We start from the raw sequence: 15,713 nt of genomic DNA on the forward strand, positions 1-15,713 counted from the left end.
GCGCCGCGTGCCTACGTCGGTCCGCCTCGCAGAACGCGGTCGAGCGCCGCACGGCCGGCGGGCCCCCACGCCGGCTTGCCCCCGGGAAGGCCCTCGTCGCCGTTGCGGCCCATCAGCATGAGGAACAGGCTCTTCAGGACGGCCAGCCCGCGGGCGCGCCGGATCGTCGCCTCGTCCGCATGCTCGTAGACGTCGAAGAACCGTGGCGCGGCGCCCTCGGGAAGGACCACCCAGGCGGCGGCGAGGTCCCATGCCGGATCGCCGGCGAACAGGTCACCGAAGTCGATCACGCCGGACAGTGTGCCGTCCGAGACGACGACGTTCGCGGGGTGGAGGTCGCCGTGCACCCACAGCGGCGGCCCCTCCCACCCGGGGGCCGCGACGGCGTCGTCCCACACGGCCCGCAGTCCGTCGGCGATGCCGACGGGCGCGACGGTGCGGAAGAGGTGGTCGAAGCCGTCGGCGTACGTGCCGGGACGAGCGCCGCGGTCCGAACCGGCCGGCGCGTCGTCCGGCGCCACCGCATGAAGCGCGTTGAGGAAGCCGGCCAGGGCATCGGCCGCGTGGTCGCCGCGGCTGATCGAGGTGTGGTCCAGTGGCTCGCCGGGGACCCAGGTCATGACGGTCCAGGGCTTGGGGAAGCGTGCGGACGGTTCACCGGTCCGTACGGGGGTCGGGACGGGGAGCGGCAGGCGCGGGGCCAGGACGGGAAGCCATCGGCACTCCTTGCGCTGGAGATCGGGCGCACGTTCCGTACGCGGCATGCGCACGGCCAACTCCTCCCCCAGCCGCCACTGTTGGTTGTCCCACCCGCCCGCCACCTCGCGGACGGCCAGACCTGCGAGGTCCGGATGCTGCTCCCGCAACAGCTCGCGGACCAGATCCGCGGTGATCTCGATGTCGGAGTCGGTCATACGCGGCCACGGTACCGGGTCCGGCGAAGCCGCTCGCCTCCGAGCCGTCTCGCCGGAGGGAGTCATGTCGTTCGACGACCCCGTCGCACCCGGCCCGCCGTGGGAGCCGGGCGCGCCGTCCGCAGTGGGGAGAGGGGGACGGGCAGGGAGCTCAGCGTCATGCCGGCCGCGCCGACCCACAGGGTGCCCGTCGCTCCGAAGGATGAGCCCAGGGCCCCGCCGAGGAGCCCGCCGAGGGGAATGCCCGTCCTGGCGATGAAACGGGCTGTCGCGTTCATCCGGCCCAGCAACCCGTCCGGGGTGAGGGACTGCTGGTAGCTCGACTGAGCGACCACGCGGACGACTGCGCCCAGGGAGAGAGCCGCCAGTCCCACGGCGGCCGCCCACACGGGCCACCCCGGTCGAGCGAGCGGCATCAGGGCCGACGCAGGACAAGTGACCAGCGGCGCGAGCCAGATGACCCGGCCCTGCCCGACCCGCTGCGCGACGGTGGTGGCCATCAGCGCACCGCACAAGACACCGCAGCCCATCCCCGACAGCACCAGGCCGATCCCGAAGGGCTCCAGTCCGGGCCGTTCCAGGAAGACGAGCAGTGCGTCTTGATCACCGCCGAGCCCGCTGGTTGGCTGACCTGCATGACCGATCTCGGACCCGTCGTCTGGCCACCCGCCCCGATCAGGACCGAGAGGCTGGTACTCCGCGAACCCGAGGCCCGGGATCGCGCGGCGACCGTCGAGTTGCTGGCCTCTCCGGAGGTGGGCGCCTACCTCGGAGGCGCCCGGCCGCGGGACGAACTCGAACGCGCGATGCCCGGGGCGCCCGGCCGGCGCCCCGGCCTGTTCGTCGTCGATCTCGACGGAGCGATGATCGGCCGGATCACGCTCACCAAGGGAACCGGGCACCTGCGTCAGGCCGCCGGGAGGGCCGAGCTCGGCTATCTGTTCCTGCCGCGGGCGTGGGGACACGGGTATGCCGCCGAGGCGTGCGGGGCGGCACTCGACTGGTTCGCCGGCGCCCTTCCCGGCGAACCAGTCGTACTCGCCACTCAGACGGCCAACGTCCGCTCGATGCGCCTCGCGGCGAAGCTGGGTTTCCTCGAGGTGGAGCGCTTCGAGGCCTACGGCGCCGAGCAGTGGTTCGGCGAGTGGTCCCCCGTCGCACCCTCCGCCTGAGCCTGTGCCGGGCAGTTCCCTTGAACCGCGCGGTCGGCGGGCGGTTGCCCCCGCCCCCGCGTCATGGTGGTGACTGGGGCCCAGAAGTGAACCCCGGTCGCCCATGTCACGTCCTACGTCCTGTCCCTGATTCGCCGGCTCCCCTGAGGGAGTTGCCCGGACCTTCTCGAGGATGGGCGTTCGTGACAGTGCCGAGAAGGGGGAGGCACTGAGCGAACTCACCGGCGCCCTGCCCAAGTGCGTCGGCCGGGCGGCCAGGTCCGTCCCCGACCGTGTCATCGACCTCACGGCGAGACGCTGGCTCGTCGGGCGCATCCCGCCTTACGGTGACGCCATGAGCGATCACTCGGAAGCGCCTGTCGCGCCCGTCGGGGCGTATGAACCCCCCTACTACGTGGCTGTGTTCACTACGGTGCGTACCCCGGACCAGAGCGGCTACAGCGAGACCAACGCACGCATGGAAGAGCTGGTGAAAGACGTCCCCGGGTTCCTGGGGATGGACCACGCGCAGACTCCTGGCGGGCTCGGCATCACCGTCGGGTACTTCCGTGACGCCGAGGCCCTCGCGGAGTGGCGGAGCAACACCGAGCACCGGGCGGCGCAGAAGCGCGGGCGCGCGGAGTGGTACGAGAGCTACACGCTGCACGTGGCGAAAGTGGAGCGGAGCCACGGGTTCACGCGCACGCGCGTCCCGCGGAGCCCGACGGCGGGCTGACCTCTGGGCTGGAGCCACACCTGGTAGGTGCCGTTCCCGGCCGTGGCACCTGTCCCGCTCCGCGACGTGCGCGCCACCCGGACCGGCCGTATCGACGTCCTGAGCGTGGTGCCGGCCGCCGCGGGCATCCTGTCCCGGCCGGGGCCGGACGGCGTCCGGCCCCGTCGGGCGGGGCCGCTCACGCAGGCACACCCGTGTCGCGACGGACCTCACTCCGCCGACGTCGCCCGTGCGAGGGCCACGCCCGCGATGATGAGGGCCAGGGCGGCGATGCGGCCGACACCGACCGGGTCCTTGTGGACGACGACGCCCAGCACGATCGCACCCGCCGCGCCGATCCCGGTGAACACCGCGTACGCCGTGCCCACCGGCAGGTCCCGCATCGCCAGGGACAGCAGGTACACCGCCAGTGCGGCGAGAAGGAAGCAGACCAGGGTCGGCAGCGGCCGGGTGAAGCCCATGGTGGGCTTGATGCTCTGCGACCAGGCCACCTCGACCCCGCCCGCGGCCAGGAGCAGCAGCCAGCTCACGGCTCGCCCCCGAGCTTGCGGGCGGCGGCCCGGGCGGCGGCCCGGGACTCGTCGTGCTGGGCGCGCCGGTCGGCCAGGGCCGGGTCGACGAGGGAGTTCACCAGCTCGGTACCGAGGAAGGTGACGTCCTCGACGGCGTAGTGCCCGAGGAAGAAGTCCCGCAGATAGCGCTCCTGGTGGTCGTACGGGTGGCGCGGCGTGCCGGGGCCGTACGCGCCGCCGCGGGCCTGGGCCACGACGAAGCGCCGCGGGGCCAGGTTCATCTTCGGGAAGGTCACCTGGTCGATCCAGGCCTTGAGGGACGCGGGTATCGAGAAGTTGTACATGGGCGCGGCGATCAGGACGACGTCCGCGGCGAGGAGTTCGGACAGCAGGGGTTCGATCACGGCCCAGGCCGCGGACTGTTCCGGGGTGCGCACCGCCTCCCGGTAGCGGTAGGGGTCGGTGAGCCCGTGCTCCAGCACGTGGTCGCACAGCTCCGTCCACGCCTGGCCGATGAAGGGGACGGGGTCGAGCGCGAGGTCGCGGTGGAGGTAGGTGCCGTCCGGATGGGCCTCCCGCCAGGCGCCGGCGACGGTGTCGCCGAGTTCGCGGCTGAAGGAGGTGCGGCGGGCGCTGGCGTCGAGGTGGAGCAGGGTCGTGTGCATGAGCGGTGCCTCCCGGCGGTTAAGTGGACGCTGCGTCCACTTATAGCATTCGAAGCCGGTCAACCGGACGCGCCGTCCACTTATTCCGGTGGAAGCCCTAGAGTGGTGACGTGACCAAGGAACGTGCCGACGCCGCCCGGAACCGCGAGAAGGTGCTCGCCGCCGCGGCCGAGCTGTTCGCCGCGAAGGACCCGCGGGGCGTCACCATGGAGGACGTCGCCCGGGCCGCCGGCGTCGGCCGCGGAACGCTGTACCGGCGCTACCCGGATGTCGCCTCCATCGCCACCGCGCTGCTGGACGAGCACGAGAAGGCCCTCCAGCACGAACTGCTCCGGGGCGCAGCGCCCCTCGGCCCCGGGGCCCCGCCCCGCGAGCGGCTGGCCGCCTTCTTCGCCGCCATGATCGAGCTGCTCGACCGCCACGCCCATCTGGCCCTCGCCGCCGAGACCGGCGCCGGACGGTACGCCACCGGCGCCTACGGCTTCTGGCGCGCGCACGTCCTGGTGCTCCTGCGTCAGGCCGGCGCGGCCGACCCCGAGGCCATGGCGGACGTCGTGCTGGCCCCTCTCGCCCCCGACGTCTTCACCCACCAGCGACGGCAGGGCATTTCCACGGCCCGGATGACGGCCGCGCTCACCGGCCTCGCCGACGTCGTCACCCGGCCCGGGGAATGAGCCGATGAAGCCCGGCGTGTTTCGTTCTCGTGAACACCCGGGCGAAAGACGTGTCCCAGGGCCCGCCCGGCGGGGACGGGGAAGCATGATCGGTGTGTGAGGGGACGGCAGGCCCGTGCGGGCACCGGTCGGCGGGAGTCGGGTGGAGATGGGCGACAGGGCGCTGAAGAGGCTCGGATTCCTCACGATCGGGCTGTTCGACGAGGACGATCCGGGCCGCGGGCACGAGGACACGCTGCGCATGCTGGAGCTGGGCGAACGGCTCGGCTACGACAGCGCCTGGGTGCGTCACCGCCACCTCCAGTACGGGATCGCCTCACCGGTGGCGGTGCTCGCGGCCGCCACCCAGCGCACCGGCCGCATCGAACTGGGCACCGCCGTCACGCCGCTCGGATGGGAGAACCCGCTGCGCCTCGCCGAGGACTGGGCGACCGTGGACATCCTGTCCGGCGGCCGCCTCAACCCCGGTGTGAGCACCGGACCGCCGATGCACTACGAACGGGTGAGGGGCGCGCTGTACCCGGACACCGCCGACGCCGAGGAGTTCGGCTACGCGCGGGTGCGGCGCCTGCTCGACCACGTCGCCGGTGAGCCGGTCACGGACTTCCGCGGCACGGAGGGCATCGAGACCTACTCCGACCGCGTGCAGCCCCACTCCCCCGGCCTGCGGCAGCGGATGTGGTACGGGGGCGGCAGCCTGCGCTCGGCCCGCTGGGCCGGGGAGAACGCGATGAACCTCCTCACCAGCAGCGTGGTCAAGGCCGAGGGGCCCGAAGAGAACGCCGGCGCCGAGGACTTCGCCGCGATCCAGCTCTCCCACATCCGGGCCTTCCGCGCGGCGCACCCCCACGGGGAGGCCGCGCGGGTCTCCCAGGGGCTCGTGGTGATCCCCACCGATTCCGCCGACGCCGCGCAGCGCGCCAGGTACGAGGAGTACGCCGCGCAGCGTCTGCCCCGTACCTGGCGCCCGCAGGGTCCGGCCCGCCTGCTCTTCGCCCCGGACCTCGTGGGCCCCTCCGAGCAGATCGCGGAGCGCCTGGCCGCGCACGCGGCGTTCCGGGAGGTGGACGAGGTGGCCTTCGCCCTGCCGTTCACCTTCGCCCCGGAGGACTACGAGCAGATCCTGACCGACATCGCCGGCCGGCTCGGCCCGGCGCTGGGCTGGAGGCGGGCGAACTGACGGCACCGGGCCGGAAGTGACGTGCCTTCGAGTCTCCTCCGGCGGTGTCCGGGCCGGCCGGGAAGGGGGCCGGCCCCGTCGCCCGGGGCGGTGGACGGTGACGCGGTGACGGCCCGCGCACTGACGTCGCCCTCCCGCCGGCCGGCGGGCGCCGCACGGCACTTCGCGACGGCCCGCCGCCGCGCGACCGCGGCCGTCCCCTCCGTGGCGGGTACCGGACACGGCGCAAACCCGCCTCACCACATCGCCCCCGCCGCACCTGTCCCTCTGTCAGGGTGCTGCCACCGCAGGCACCTTGATTCTTGGGAGACCGATGCGCGCGATAGTGCGGAGTGCCCTGGGCACGGCCATAGCCGTGACCCTGGCCGCGACCGCGGCCGTGCCGTCCGTGGCGCAACCACGGACGGCCGAGCCGGAGAACAGACCACTGGTGGGAAGCGAGGCCGCCGCCGCGAAGGGGCGGCCCTCGACCGTCACCCTGGTCACCGGGGACCGCGTCCTGGTGACCACCGAACCGTCCGGCCGCAGCACGGCCGTGGCGCTGCCCCGCGAGGACGGCTGGGTGCCCGTCCTCCAGACCAGGCAGGCGGGCGACGACCTGTACGTCTACCCCGAGGCGGCCGTCGAGGCGCTGGCCTCGGGCCGGGTCGACGAGGAGCTCTTCAACGTCACCGGCCTGATCCGCCAGGGCTACGACGACGCCCGCACCGGGTCGCTGCCGCTGATCGCGGTGTACGACACGTCGGTGGACGTGGCCCGCACCGCCCCCGCCGCTCCGTTCGGCGCACAGCGCGGTCCGGTCCTCGACGCCGTCGACGGTGTCGCCCTGAAGGCCGACAAGAAGAAGGCGGCCGGTTTCTGGGCCGAGGTCTCCGGCGCCGAGTCCCGTTCCTCCAAGAACCTGCGGAAGCTGTGGCTGGACCGGAAGGTCGAGGCGCAGCTCGACAGGTCGACGCGGCAGGTGCACGCCCCCGAGGCCTGGGCCGCCGGATACGACGGCAAGGGCAGCAAGGTCGCCGTGCTCGACACCGGTGCGGACGCCGCGCACCCGGACCTCCAGGGCCGTATCACCGCGCAGAAGAACTTCACCGACTCCGACTCCACCGGCGACCGCCAGGGACACGGCACCCATGTGCTGTCCACGGTGGGCGGCAGCGGCGCCGCGAGCGACGGGAAGAAGAAGGGCGTCGCACCCGGCGCGGAGCTGCTGAACGGCAAGGTCCTCAACGACTTCGGCTCCGGGGCCGCGTCCTGGATCATCGCCGGCATGGAGTGGGCGGTCGAGCAGGACGCCGACGTCGTCTCCATGAGTCTCGGCAGCCAGGAACCCACCGACTGCACCGACCCGATGAGTGTCGCGGCGCAGCGGCTCGCCGAGACGTCGAACGCGCTGTTCGTCGTGGCCGCCGGGAACTCGGGGCCGTCCCTGGGCACCGTCTCCTCGCCGGGCTGCGCTCCCGGTGTGCTCACGGTCGGCGCCGTCGACCGTGACGACTCCACCGCCTGGTTCTCCAGCCGCGGTCCCGCCCCCTTCACCCACACCCTGAAGCCCGAGATCACCGCGCCCGGCGTGGACATCTCCGCGGCGGCGGCCGGCGGCCGGGGCGTGTACGCGTACCGGTCGATGTCGGGGACGTCGATGGCCACCCCGCACGTGGCGGGAGCCGCCGCCGTCCTCAGGCAGCGGCACCCGGACTGGACCGCGCGACAGCTCAAGGCGGCCCTGGTGTCCTCCGCCGACAGCGACATCCCCGGCGACGTGCGCGAGACCGGCGGCGGCCTGCTCGACGTGAAGGCGGCGACCGACGTCACCGTCCTCGGCGCCCCGGCGGTGCAGGGCGGCAGCTTCGACTGGCCGCAGACCGCCGGTGACCGCACCACCGTCGACGTGCCCTACACCAACACGGGCGACAAGGCGGTGCGGCTCGCCCTCGGCGTCGAAGGAGTCACCGGCAACGACGGCTCGCGCGTCCGCTCCTCCGTGGCCAGGCTCGACGACCGCTCGGTCACCGTTCCCGCGGGCGCCACGGTGAAGGTCCCGCTGCGCCTCGACCCCACCGCCCGCCTCGCGGACAGCCAGTACGGAGACATCACCGGCCGGGTCGTCGCCGAGGCGGACGGGGTGGCGGTCTCGACGCCGTTCTCCCTCTACGTCCAGCCGGAGACCGTCTCCCTGCGGGTCAAGCTCGTCGACCGCGCGGGCAAGCCCGCCGACGGCGCCTCGTCCCTCGACGTGATCGGCACCGACGACGCCACCGGTGAGCGGCGCTTCAACGACGGCGCCACCGACCAGACGTACCGGCTGCGTCCCGGCAGCTACTTCCTGTCGAGTTTCGTCGACACACCGGACGCGGGCGAGAGCCCGGCCCTGACCGACTCGGTCACCTACCTCGGCCGTCCGCAACTGAAGCTGACCGAGGACACCACGGTGGTCCTCGACGCGCGCAAGGCGCACCGGCTGAAGGTCACCACCGACCGGCCGGCCGAGACCCGGGCCGCCACGCTCTCCTTCTCCCGCTCCTGGGACGAGATGTGGCAGCACTCCGGAACCGTCACGGCCCAGGGCACCGTCCGCGGCTTCTACGCCTCGGTCGAGGGCCGCGCCCAGGACGGCGATTTCACCTTCGGCAGCCACTGGCGGCAGTACGCGCCCCTCATCTCCGAGCTGAGCACCACGGACGGCCTCGCACTGCACCCCGTCCCGTCCGGCAAGGGCAGCACCAACCTCGACGGCACCGGTCAGGCGGAACTCGTCGACGCGGGCAGGGGCTCGCCCGACGAACTCGCGGCCGCGGACGTCAAGGGCAGGATCGCGCTCGTCCACGTGCCGGACGGCGGGTCCGTCAGCACCCTGGCCGCGGGCGCGAAGGCCGCGGGCGCCACGGCGCTCGTGGTGCACCGCACCGCCCCCGGCCGCTGGCAGCCGCTGGCCGGCCTGACCGGCGCGGTGCTGCCCACCCTCGCCGTACCGGCGGACGAGGCCCGCGCGCTGCTCGACAGGCTCGCCGCCGGCGAGGTGACGCTGCGCTGGAAGGCCACCGCCAAGAGCCCGTACGTCTACAACCTGTCGTTCCCCGAGGACGCGCCGCTCCGCGCCGACCGCACCTACCGGGTGCGCGACGACCGGCTCGGCAAGGTGACCTCGACGTACCACGCGATGGGCGTGGCGGGCGACTACTTCGACAGCACGGGCGCGTACGCGCCCGACGGGACCGCGGCCTTCCCGGGGTTCAGCGAACCCGTCGCGGTGCCGGGCAGGCGCACCGAGTTCTACTCGGCGGGCGACGTCGCGTGGGACCACTTCGTCTCCAGCAGCTTCCCCTGGGGCGAGACCATGGTCGACCGGCGGCGCACCCACCGGGCCGGCAGCGAGCGTTCCGAGTCCTGGTACGACGGTGTGGTGGCCCCCACCGCCCCGCGCGACACCGACGGCGCCCCGCTGCTCGCCGCCGAACGGCAGGGCAACCTGATCGGCTTCTCGGCGGCGATGTGGGGCGACGGCACGCACTACGCCCAGGCGGGTTCGTTCGGCGACGTCGGCAACCTGGTCCTGCGCAAGGACGGTGAGGAACTCGACCGCAGCGCCTACCCGTTCGGCGTGTTCGACGTGCCGGCCGAGGAAGCCGCCTACGAACTCGAGCAGAACACCGCCAAGTTCGGCTCGCCCGCGCGGGTGTGGGGACGGTCGCAGCAGGTCCAGACCGTCTGGAGCTTCCGCTCCCGGCTCGACGAGAGTCAGTACTCGCAGGGGCTCGGCATCCTCTTCCCGCGCTACGAACTGCCCGAGGACGGCCTCAAGACGGTGGCGGCGCGGGACGGTCTGCGGATCGGGCTGGGCGTCACCGGTCACGCCGGATACACCCCGGGCGAGCTGAAGTCCGCGAAGCTGTCCTACTCCTACGACGAGGGCAGGACGTGGACCGAGGCGGACGTCACCGTCACGGGCGGCAGTGCCGTGGCCACGGTGGACCACGCCGGTGCCGCGGGCAGCCAGGTCTGGCTCCGCTCCGAACTCACGGACGCCGCCGGCAACTCCGTGCGCCAGACGGTGTCCCGCGCCTACGACGTACGCCGGTAGCGCCCTCGCAGCACGACGACCGGTCCGCCGGGCGGCTCACCTCCTGGAGGTGGACCGCCCGGCGGTTCCGTGTGAAGAGGACGGTGCCGCGCCAACTACAGGATGTTCACTGAGAGTCCACGCCGCACCCACCCCGTACGGTGCCACAGTCCGGCGAGGAGGACACGGTCCGGGCACCGCCGGGACAGCCGTCCCGGACGCGAGCCCCTAGGCCTCCGCGAGAAGAGGGTCGTACGGGGTGCCCGTGCGGCGGGCGGACATGAAGGAGAGGAAGTCGCTCACGAAGGCGCTCCGCCCGTAGGAACCGCCGGTGGCGGCGAGGTCACGGTGGAAGGCGGTGCGGAAGAGGGCCCGGTACTCGTCGGCGTCGATGGTGCCGTTGCCGTCCTTGTCGGTGGCGTCGAAGAGGACCTCGGCGACGCGGATGAGGGCAGGGCCCGCCAGGGAGGGGACGGCGGCGGCGTACTCGGCGAGGGACACGCGCCCGTCGCCGTCCGTGTCGAGGTCGGCCTGGAGCTCGCGCCACCACGCGGCGAAGGCGTCGTAGAGCCGGTTCTCCTCGGGTTCGTCCAGGTCGAGGCGGGTGGAGAGTTCGCGTGCCATGGCCGCGAGGTCCGGCCAGTCGAGGTGGCCGTCACCGGTCTGGTCCAGCACCTGGCGGAAGAACTCCTCCGCCGGGCGCCGCCCCTCCCCCGGCCCGGTCGCGGTCCCCGGTGCCGGGCCGGGGCCGTCGCTCAGCGGGGTGACGAGGCGGAGCAGGGCCGATGCCCGCTTCACGCGGTCGCGCAGGGCGGCCGCCGTCCGGGCGCGGGGGTCGTCGCTCCCGGGCGGGAGGGAGACGAGTTCGATGACGCTCTCGGCGTCGAGCCAGCCGTCGGGCAGGAAGCGGGCCAGTCCCGCGGCGAGGTAGGCGCCCCGCATCAGGGACTGGGCGCCGGGCGTCTCCGGCAGGCCGGCGCGCCTGCGGAACGGCTCGGGAAGCGAGGCGACGGTGATCGCCCCGAGGAGGGGGCCGACGACGGCCCGGCCCGCCGCCCACAGTGCGGGCGCGCCGTCGAACAGCGCCGGAGCGGGCAGGTGGTCGAACAGCCGGAAGAGGATGACGCGGGCCGCCTCGGTGTTCTCCAGTTCGTTCTCGACGACGCCGTCGAAGTACGGCCAGAAGTCGTGCAGGTCTTCGGGGAGTTCTCCCGCGTCGCCGTCGAGCGCGGCGAGGAAGGCCCGGTACTCGGCGTAGATGCGCTCCATCGTGTCCTGGCCGAGGGGCTGACCGCTCAGCCGGCACATCGTGACGGCGCTCTCGAAGAGGGTGGCGACCACCCAGGCACGCGTCGCGCGGTCCATCGCGTCGTAGGCCCGGCCACGGGAGTCGGAGCCGCTCATGCGGGCGTGCAGCCGGTTGAGGCGGGCGGCCTCCCGCTCGCGCACCGCGGGGTCGTCGCTGAACATGCGCCGCATGCTCAGGAACGTGTTGCGCAGCCGGCGCCAGGGACGGGCGACGAAGGTGGAGTTGTCGGCGAGGGCCGCGCCGATCTGCGGGTGGGCCGCCTCCAGCACGGTCGCCCGGATGATGGCGAGCGCCCAGCGCGGGTCGTCGAAGAAGGCGCGGAACTGCGCATCCGCCCCGAACAGCGGCTGTCCGTCCTCGGGGCGCGCGGTGCCCGACGCTCCGCCCGTGCCGGTCCTACCGGTCCTCATCATGGTCTCCGTTCGTCGGGGCCGGCAGGCGGCCGAAGCGGCGGTCGCGGTGCCGGTAGGCACGCAGGCAGTCGAGAAAGTGGGAGGCCCGGAAGTCCGGCCAGAGCACGTCGGGGAAGGCCCACTCCGCGTAGGCGACCTTCCAGAGCATGAAGTTGGAGATGCGCTGCTCCCCGGACGTGCGGATGACCAGGTCCACGTCGGGGGTGTCGGGGAACGGCAGGTGCGCGGCGAAGAGCCCTTCGGTCACCTCGTCGGCGGGCACCCCTGCGCGGATCAGTGACCGGGCGGCCTCGACGATGTCCCGGCGCCCGCCGTGGTCGAAGGCCACGGTCAGTGTCATCGCCCGGTTGCCGTGGGTCAGTGTCGTCAGGTCGGCGAAGTCCGCGGCCAGCCCGCTGGGGATGCGCGAGTCGGACGCGCCGAGGAAGCGGCACCGGATGCCGCGGGCGAGCAGCAGCGGCGCGTGCTTGCGCACGACCCTGCGGACCAGCCGCATCAAGTAGTCCACCTCGGCGCCGGGGCGGCCCCAGTTCTCGGTGGAGAAGGCATACAGGCTCAGCCACTCGACACCGGCGGACCGGGCCGCCTCGATGACGTCGATGACGGCCGTCTCGGCGGCCCGGTGCCCTGCCGTGCGCGGCAGTGACCGCCGTTGCGCCCAGCGGCCGTTGCCGTCCATCACGCAGGCCACGTGCCGGGGTACCGCCACCGCGTCGACCCGCCGTGGCCCGCCCGGGACGACACGGCCCCGCGTACCGCGCTCGGTCACATCCACCCCGCGTCACCCCCCGCCCGCCCCGTCCCGCTCCCACCGGCGCATGTCTGCCGGATTCTGACAGCGTCAAGGAGTCGCGGGGGGCCCGATCGGGAGACCGTCACCCTTGGCTCATACGCCCGAATCCCCCGGCCGTGCGCCGCACTTGGCCGGACTTCGGTCCCTCACGTGCGTCATCTCCGTGCCAGCGGGTAGACGGCGCCTCGACGGAGTGCGGCCGAGCAGGTAAGGATCACCACAGTGGACGGATCATCGGTACGGGCGGTGGGCTGGGCGCGGTCCCTGCCGATGAGCAGCAACGTGAAGGCGGCCCGGGACTGGGCACGCGAGCGCCTGGACGCGCTCGGCTGGACCACGGGCGCCCCGGAGACGGCGGACGCCGTGCTGCTGACCGTCTCGGAGCTGGTGACCAACGCCCACGTCCATGCCCGCAGCAACGCCCAACTGGTGATGACGTGGGACACGCGTTGCCTGCACGTCGCCGTCCACGACTCCTCCTCCGACCTGCCGGCGCCCCGCTCGCCCGACACGGAGCGCGTCGGCGGGCGGGGCATGCTCCTCGTCGACGCCCTCGCCGACAGCTGGGAGGCCCGGCCCTGCCCCTACGGCAAGACCGTCATCGCCTGTTTCCGGCCGTTCACCGAGGACCAGGACGGCACCGCGGGGCACAGCCCTCTCTCACCCGCCTAGGACGGCGCGACCGGCCGGGCGGTGAGGCCCCGAGGCACCCGCCCGCCCGATCAGGTCTCCGGAGCGGTGACGGCGCGGTCCGTGCCGCCGCCCGTTCGCGCCGGTGTGCGCAGCGCGAGGAGGGCGACGTCGTCCAGGCCCGGCGGCTGCACACGGCGCAGGAGCTGGTCGGCGAGGGACGGCAGGGGCCGGTGCGCGAGAGCCGCGGCGTGCTGGCGCAGCCGCTGCATGCCCTCGTCGAGGGTGCGGCCGGGCGCTTCGATGAGGCCGTCGGTGTACAGCAGGAGGGTGCTGCCCGGCGGGAGCGGGAGTGTCGCGTCGGGACGGGACGTGCTGAGGCCGGTGCCGAGCAGGAGGCTGTGCCCGTCGGTGAGGTAGTCGGTCAGGCCGTCACGCGTGACGAGCAGGGGCGGCGGATGCCCCGCGTTGGTCCAGGACAGCTCCCAGGACCCGTCGTCCGTCTTGATGACGCGGGCGAACACGAGCGTGGCCATGGAGACGTCGGTGATCGGCATGATCGCCTCGTCGAGGCGCTCCACGATGCGGCTGGGGGGCGCCTGCTGCGACCAGGCGTACGCGCGGAGCATGTTGCGCAACTGGGCCATTCCGGCCGCGGCCTCCAGGTCGTGGCCGACGACGTCCCCGACGGCCAGCGCGGTCGCGCCGTCCGACAGGGTGAAGGCGTCGTACCAGTCCCCGCCGACCTGGGACGCGTCGGGGGCGGGCAGGTAGCGGACGGCCATCTGCAGCCCGGGCACGCGCGGCATCTGCGGCAGCAGGTGGTTCTGCATGGTCTCGGCGACCGCGCGCTGACGCTGGTAGAGGCGCGCGTTGTCCAGCGCGAGGCTGGCACGGCGGGCGATGTCCTCGATGAGCGGCAGGTCGGAGGCGGAGAACTCACCCGGCTTGTCGGCCCGGCCCAGGGTGAGGGCGCCCAGCACCTCCCGGGTGCCGCGCAGGGGGACGATGACGGCGGAGCGGATGCCGGTGACCTCGAACAGGTGGCGCTGCTCGACGGCGATGCCGGAGTCCGGGGTGCGCTGATAGGTGTCGGGGGCGACCAGGGCGGAGGCGACGCCGCGCAGGGCCCGGGACAGGGGCATCGGTGATTCCTCGGGCACGGGCGGCATCGGCCCTTCGAGGTCCTCACGGTGCACCAGACGGCCCCCGTCGACGTGGACGACGGAGGTCCGCCACACCTCTTCGTGTTCGGTGATCAGGTCGATGACGGCCCAGTCCGCGAGCCGGGGCAGGACCAGCGCCACCAGCCGGCGCAGCGTCTCGTCGACGTTGAGGGTGGAGGTCACCTGCGTGGTGGTCTCGGCCAGCAGGGCCAGTCGTTCGAGTTCGCTCATGGGCTCCGCGGACCGCTCCGGCGCCGGCTCGGCACAGGGCGCCTGCTCCCGCGGATGGAAGATGACGAGCGTGTGCGCCTCGCGGCCGGTCCCGGCGTACGGGGTGATGAACCAGGAGATGGGCAGCACGGAGCCGTCGGCGCGGGCGAAGTAGTCCTCTTCGGCGTGTGCCGGGTGCCTGGCGTGGAACGCCTGCCGCATGCCGCACCGGGTGGCCGGCATCTGCTGGCCCTGGGGCCCCCGGTGCAGCAGCTCGTGGGCGTCCTGACCGGCCATGTCCTCGGCCCGGCGGCCCAGCAGCTCCGCGGCGCTGCTGTTGACGGCGAGGATGTGGCCCTGCTCGTCGACCAGGTACGCCCCGGCCCCGATGAGTTCCAGTGCCTCGGCGACCTGTCGGCCGGGCGCCGGCCCGTTCTGCTCGTGACCGGTCCCCGTGTCCTTCGCGCCTGCCATGTCCCGGCCTCCTCGTGACCGTACGCCTCGGTCCCGGCGCTGCTCGTGGTTGTTCCGGGGTGCCTGCTGGTCTGCTCATCTCTATGCCCCGTCGCGGCGGGGATCCTCACATCCCCCGTCGGCGGCCGGTGCGGCGGCGATCCTAACGGAATCCCGGCCGCGCTACTTGATCAGTGCGTCCGCGGCGATGACGAGGAGCCCGATCAGCATGTCCGCGAACCCGGCGCGGCAGGAGGCCGGCCAGCCGAGCCCCGCGCTGCGGGCCGCCGAGACGCCGAGGCCGAACAGGGCGACGGTGTTGAGCAGCAGGGCCACGTCCACCGCCGTGTTCTCCGTCCACCACTTCGGCACCGCGCCGAGCAGGAGCAGCACCGTGGGCAGCACGGCGACGACCAGCGGCCATTCGTCGAGCACGGCCCGCAGTCTGCTGTGCCCGGCCGCTCCCTCGGCGGACGCGCGCCGGGCGATGACGTGCGCGTACCCGTGGGCGGCACCGGCCGCAAGCGCGGTGAGCAGCACCCACAGCGCGTCCTGACCGGGATTGGCCTCATTGCCCGGGACGTCCAGGGCGGCCGTCATGGCGCTGGCCAGCACCAGACCGTAGATCCCTCGGAACATCCGGCGCTCCGCCGACGGGGACCGCAGGCTTCCCCACGGTGCGGTGACCTCGGGGTGGACGGGGTTGGCGTCAGGCATCGCATCGCCTCGGTGCGGAGGGGGACTGGGTCCCCCTATGCTCACCCGCGCCTCGTCACGGGACGCGGCGCCACGCGGGCCTGGACGCCCACCGGCACCCCCGGTCGTGCCGTCCCCGTGGGTCTCGACGGAG

Annotated in this window: 14 protein-coding genes; 6 read left to right on the forward strand and 8 right to left on the reverse strand. The window is 73.3% G+C overall.

Annotation, left to right across the window (positions count from 1 at the left end):
- Positions 1 to 11: 11 nt before the first annotated feature.
- Entirely contained in the window at positions 12 to 914 is a 903-nt protein-coding gene (locus ACH499_RS06305) for an aminoglycoside phosphotransferase family protein (RefSeq protein WP_399014083.1), read from the reverse strand.
- A gap of 62 nt (positions 915 to 976) precedes the next feature.
- Positions 977 to 1,414 carry a hypothetical protein gene (locus ACH499_RS06310; protein WP_399014084.1) on the reverse strand — a complete coding sequence of 146 codons (438 nt, stop codon included), beginning with the start codon at positions 1,412 to 1,414 and terminating at the stop codon, positions 977 to 979.
- 135 nt (positions 1,415 to 1,549) lie between these two features.
- On the opposite strand from ACH499_RS06310, the gene ACH499_RS06315 reads away from it, so the two are divergent.
- On the forward strand, positions 1,550 to 2,086 hold the full coding sequence (locus ACH499_RS06315; protein ID WP_399014085.1) for a GNAT family N-acetyltransferase: 537 nt from the start codon (positions 1,550 to 1,552) through the stop codon (positions 2,084 to 2,086).
- A 334-nt stretch (positions 2,087 to 2,420) separates the two neighbouring features.
- Positions 2,421 to 2,801: an antibiotic biosynthesis monooxygenase gene (locus ACH499_RS06320; protein ID WP_356204911.1), complete on the forward strand. Its 381-nt coding sequence runs from the start codon at positions 2,421 to 2,423 to the stop codon at positions 2,799 to 2,801.
- A gap of 209 nt (positions 2,802 to 3,010) precedes the next feature.
- Here ACH499_RS06320 and ACH499_RS06325 read toward each other — a convergent pair whose 3' ends face one another.
- Together ACH499_RS06325 and ACH499_RS06330 are read right to left on the reverse strand one after the other, a co-directional pair.
- The gene (locus ACH499_RS06325; protein WP_356204837.1) at positions 3,011 to 3,331 is read right to left on the reverse strand and encodes a multidrug efflux SMR transporter; all 321 of its coding nucleotides are present in this window, start codon (positions 3,329 to 3,331) and stop codon (positions 3,011 to 3,013) included.
- Complete coding sequence (locus ACH499_RS06330; protein WP_399014086.1) at positions 3,328 to 3,978, reverse strand: FMN-dependent NADH-azoreductase; 651 nt, start codon at positions 3,976 to 3,978, stop codon at positions 3,328 to 3,330. Before ACH499_RS06330 ends, ACH499_RS06325 begins: the two co-directional genes overlap by 4 nt.
- A 110-nt stretch (positions 3,979 to 4,088) precedes the next feature.
- Here ACH499_RS06330 and ACH499_RS06335 point away from each other — a divergent pair, with 110 nt between their 5' ends.
- The 3 genes from ACH499_RS06335 to ACH499_RS06345 all read left to right on the forward strand — a co-directional run bounded on the left by ACH499_RS06335 (position 4,089) and on the right by ACH499_RS06345 (position 9,910).
- The gene (locus ACH499_RS06335; protein ID WP_356204841.1) at positions 4,089 to 4,652 is read left to right on the forward strand and encodes a TetR/AcrR family transcriptional regulator; all 564 of its coding nucleotides are present in this window, start codon (positions 4,089 to 4,091) and stop codon (positions 4,650 to 4,652) included.
- A 148-nt stretch (positions 4,653 to 4,800) separates the two neighbouring features.
- Positions 4,801 to 5,832 carry an LLM class flavin-dependent oxidoreductase gene (locus tag ACH499_RS06340; RefSeq protein ID WP_399014087.1) on the forward strand — a complete coding sequence of 344 codons (1,032 nt, stop codon included), beginning with the start codon at positions 4,801 to 4,803 and terminating at the stop codon, positions 5,830 to 5,832.
- 313 nt (positions 5,833 to 6,145) lie between these two features.
- Positions 6,146 to 9,910, forward strand: coding sequence for a S8 family serine peptidase (locus tag ACH499_RS06345; protein ID WP_399014088.1), 3,765 nt, complete (start codon positions 6,146 to 6,148; stop codon positions 9,908 to 9,910).
- 207 nt (positions 9,911 to 10,117) lie between these two features.
- Here the strand turns inward: ACH499_RS06345 and ACH499_RS06350 are convergent, their stop codons facing one another.
- On the reverse strand, positions 10,118 to 11,608 hold the full coding sequence (locus tag ACH499_RS06350; protein ID WP_399014089.1) for an oxygenase MpaB family protein: 1,491 nt from the start codon (positions 11,606 to 11,608) through the stop codon (positions 10,118 to 10,120).
- The gene (gene uppS / locus ACH499_RS06355; protein WP_399014321.1) at positions 11,595 to 12,290 is read right to left on the reverse strand and encodes a polyprenyl diphosphate synthase; all 696 of its coding nucleotides are present in this window, start codon (positions 12,288 to 12,290) and stop codon (positions 11,595 to 11,597) included. The genes ACH499_RS06350 and uppS overlap by 14 nt, the downstream gene beginning before the upstream one ends.
- A 384-nt stretch (positions 12,291 to 12,674) precedes the next feature.
- Here uppS and ACH499_RS06360 point away from each other — a divergent pair, with 384 nt between their 5' ends.
- Positions 12,675 to 13,076 carry an ATP-binding protein gene (locus ACH499_RS06360; protein WP_356204913.1) on the forward strand — a complete coding sequence of 134 codons (402 nt, stop codon included), beginning with the start codon at positions 12,675 to 12,677 and terminating at the stop codon, positions 13,074 to 13,076.
- A 50-nt stretch (positions 13,077 to 13,126) separates the two neighbouring features.
- Here ACH499_RS06360 and ACH499_RS06365 read toward each other — a convergent pair whose 3' ends face one another.
- On the reverse strand, positions 13,127 to 14,884 hold the full coding sequence (locus ACH499_RS06365) for a SpoIIE family protein phosphatase (protein WP_399014090.1): 1,758 nt from the start codon (positions 14,882 to 14,884) through the stop codon (positions 13,127 to 13,129).
- Between the two features lie 162 nt (positions 14,885 to 15,046).
- A complete protein-coding gene (locus ACH499_RS06370) occupies positions 15,047 to 15,580 on the reverse strand; it encodes a hypothetical protein (RefSeq protein ID WP_356204857.1) in 534 nt (177 codons plus the stop codon).
- Positions 15,581 to 15,713 lie beyond the last annotated feature (133 nt).

Origin of the sequence: Streptomyces sp. NPDC018947 (assembly GCF_044390505.1) — a bacterium.
Lineage (GTDB): Bacteria > Actinomycetota > Actinomycetes > Streptomycetales > Streptomycetaceae > Streptomyces.

Coding starts and splice junctions, on each gene's coding strand:
- ACH499_RS06360 (WP_356204913.1), top strand. CDS start 12,675: ATGAGCAGCAACGTGAAGGCGGCCCGGGACTGGGCACGCGAGCGCCTG.
- ACH499_RS06345 (WP_399014088.1), top strand. CDS start 6,146: ATGCGCGCGATAGTGCGGAGTGCCCTGGGCACGGCCATAGCCGTGACC.
- ACH499_RS06365 (WP_399014090.1), bottom strand. CDS start 14,884: ATGGCAGGCGCGAAGGACACGGGGACCGGTCACGAGCAGAACGGGCCG.
- ACH499_RS06340 (WP_399014087.1), top strand. CDS start 4,801: ATGGGCGACAGGGCGCTGAAGAGGCTCGGATTCCTCACGATCGGGCTG.
- uppS (WP_399014321.1), bottom strand. CDS start 12,290: ATGGACGGCAACGGCCGCTGGGCGCAACGGCGGTCACTGCCGCGCACG.
- ACH499_RS06350 (WP_399014089.1), bottom strand. CDS start 11,608: ATGAGGACCGGTAGGACCGGCACGGGCGGAGCGTCGGGCACCGCGCGC.
- ACH499_RS06305 (WP_399014083.1), bottom strand. CDS start 914: ATGACCGACTCCGACATCGAGATCACCGCGGATCTGGTCCGCGAGCTG.
- ACH499_RS06310 (WP_399014084.1), bottom strand. CDS start 1,414: ATGGCCACCACCGTCGCGCAGCGGGTCGGGCAGGGCCGGGTCATCTGG.
- ACH499_RS06315 (WP_399014085.1), top strand. CDS start 1,550: ATGACCGATCTCGGACCCGTCGTCTGGCCACCCGCCCCGATCAGGACC.
- ACH499_RS06330 (WP_399014086.1), bottom strand. CDS start 3,978: ATGCACACGACCCTGCTCCACCTCGACGCCAGCGCCCGCCGCACCTCC.
- ACH499_RS06370 (WP_356204857.1), bottom strand. CDS start 15,580: ATGCCTGACGCCAACCCCGTCCACCCCGAGGTCACCGCACCGTGGGGA.
- ACH499_RS06320 (WP_356204911.1), top strand. CDS start 2,421: ATGAGCGATCACTCGGAAGCGCCTGTCGCGCCCGTCGGGGCGTATGAA.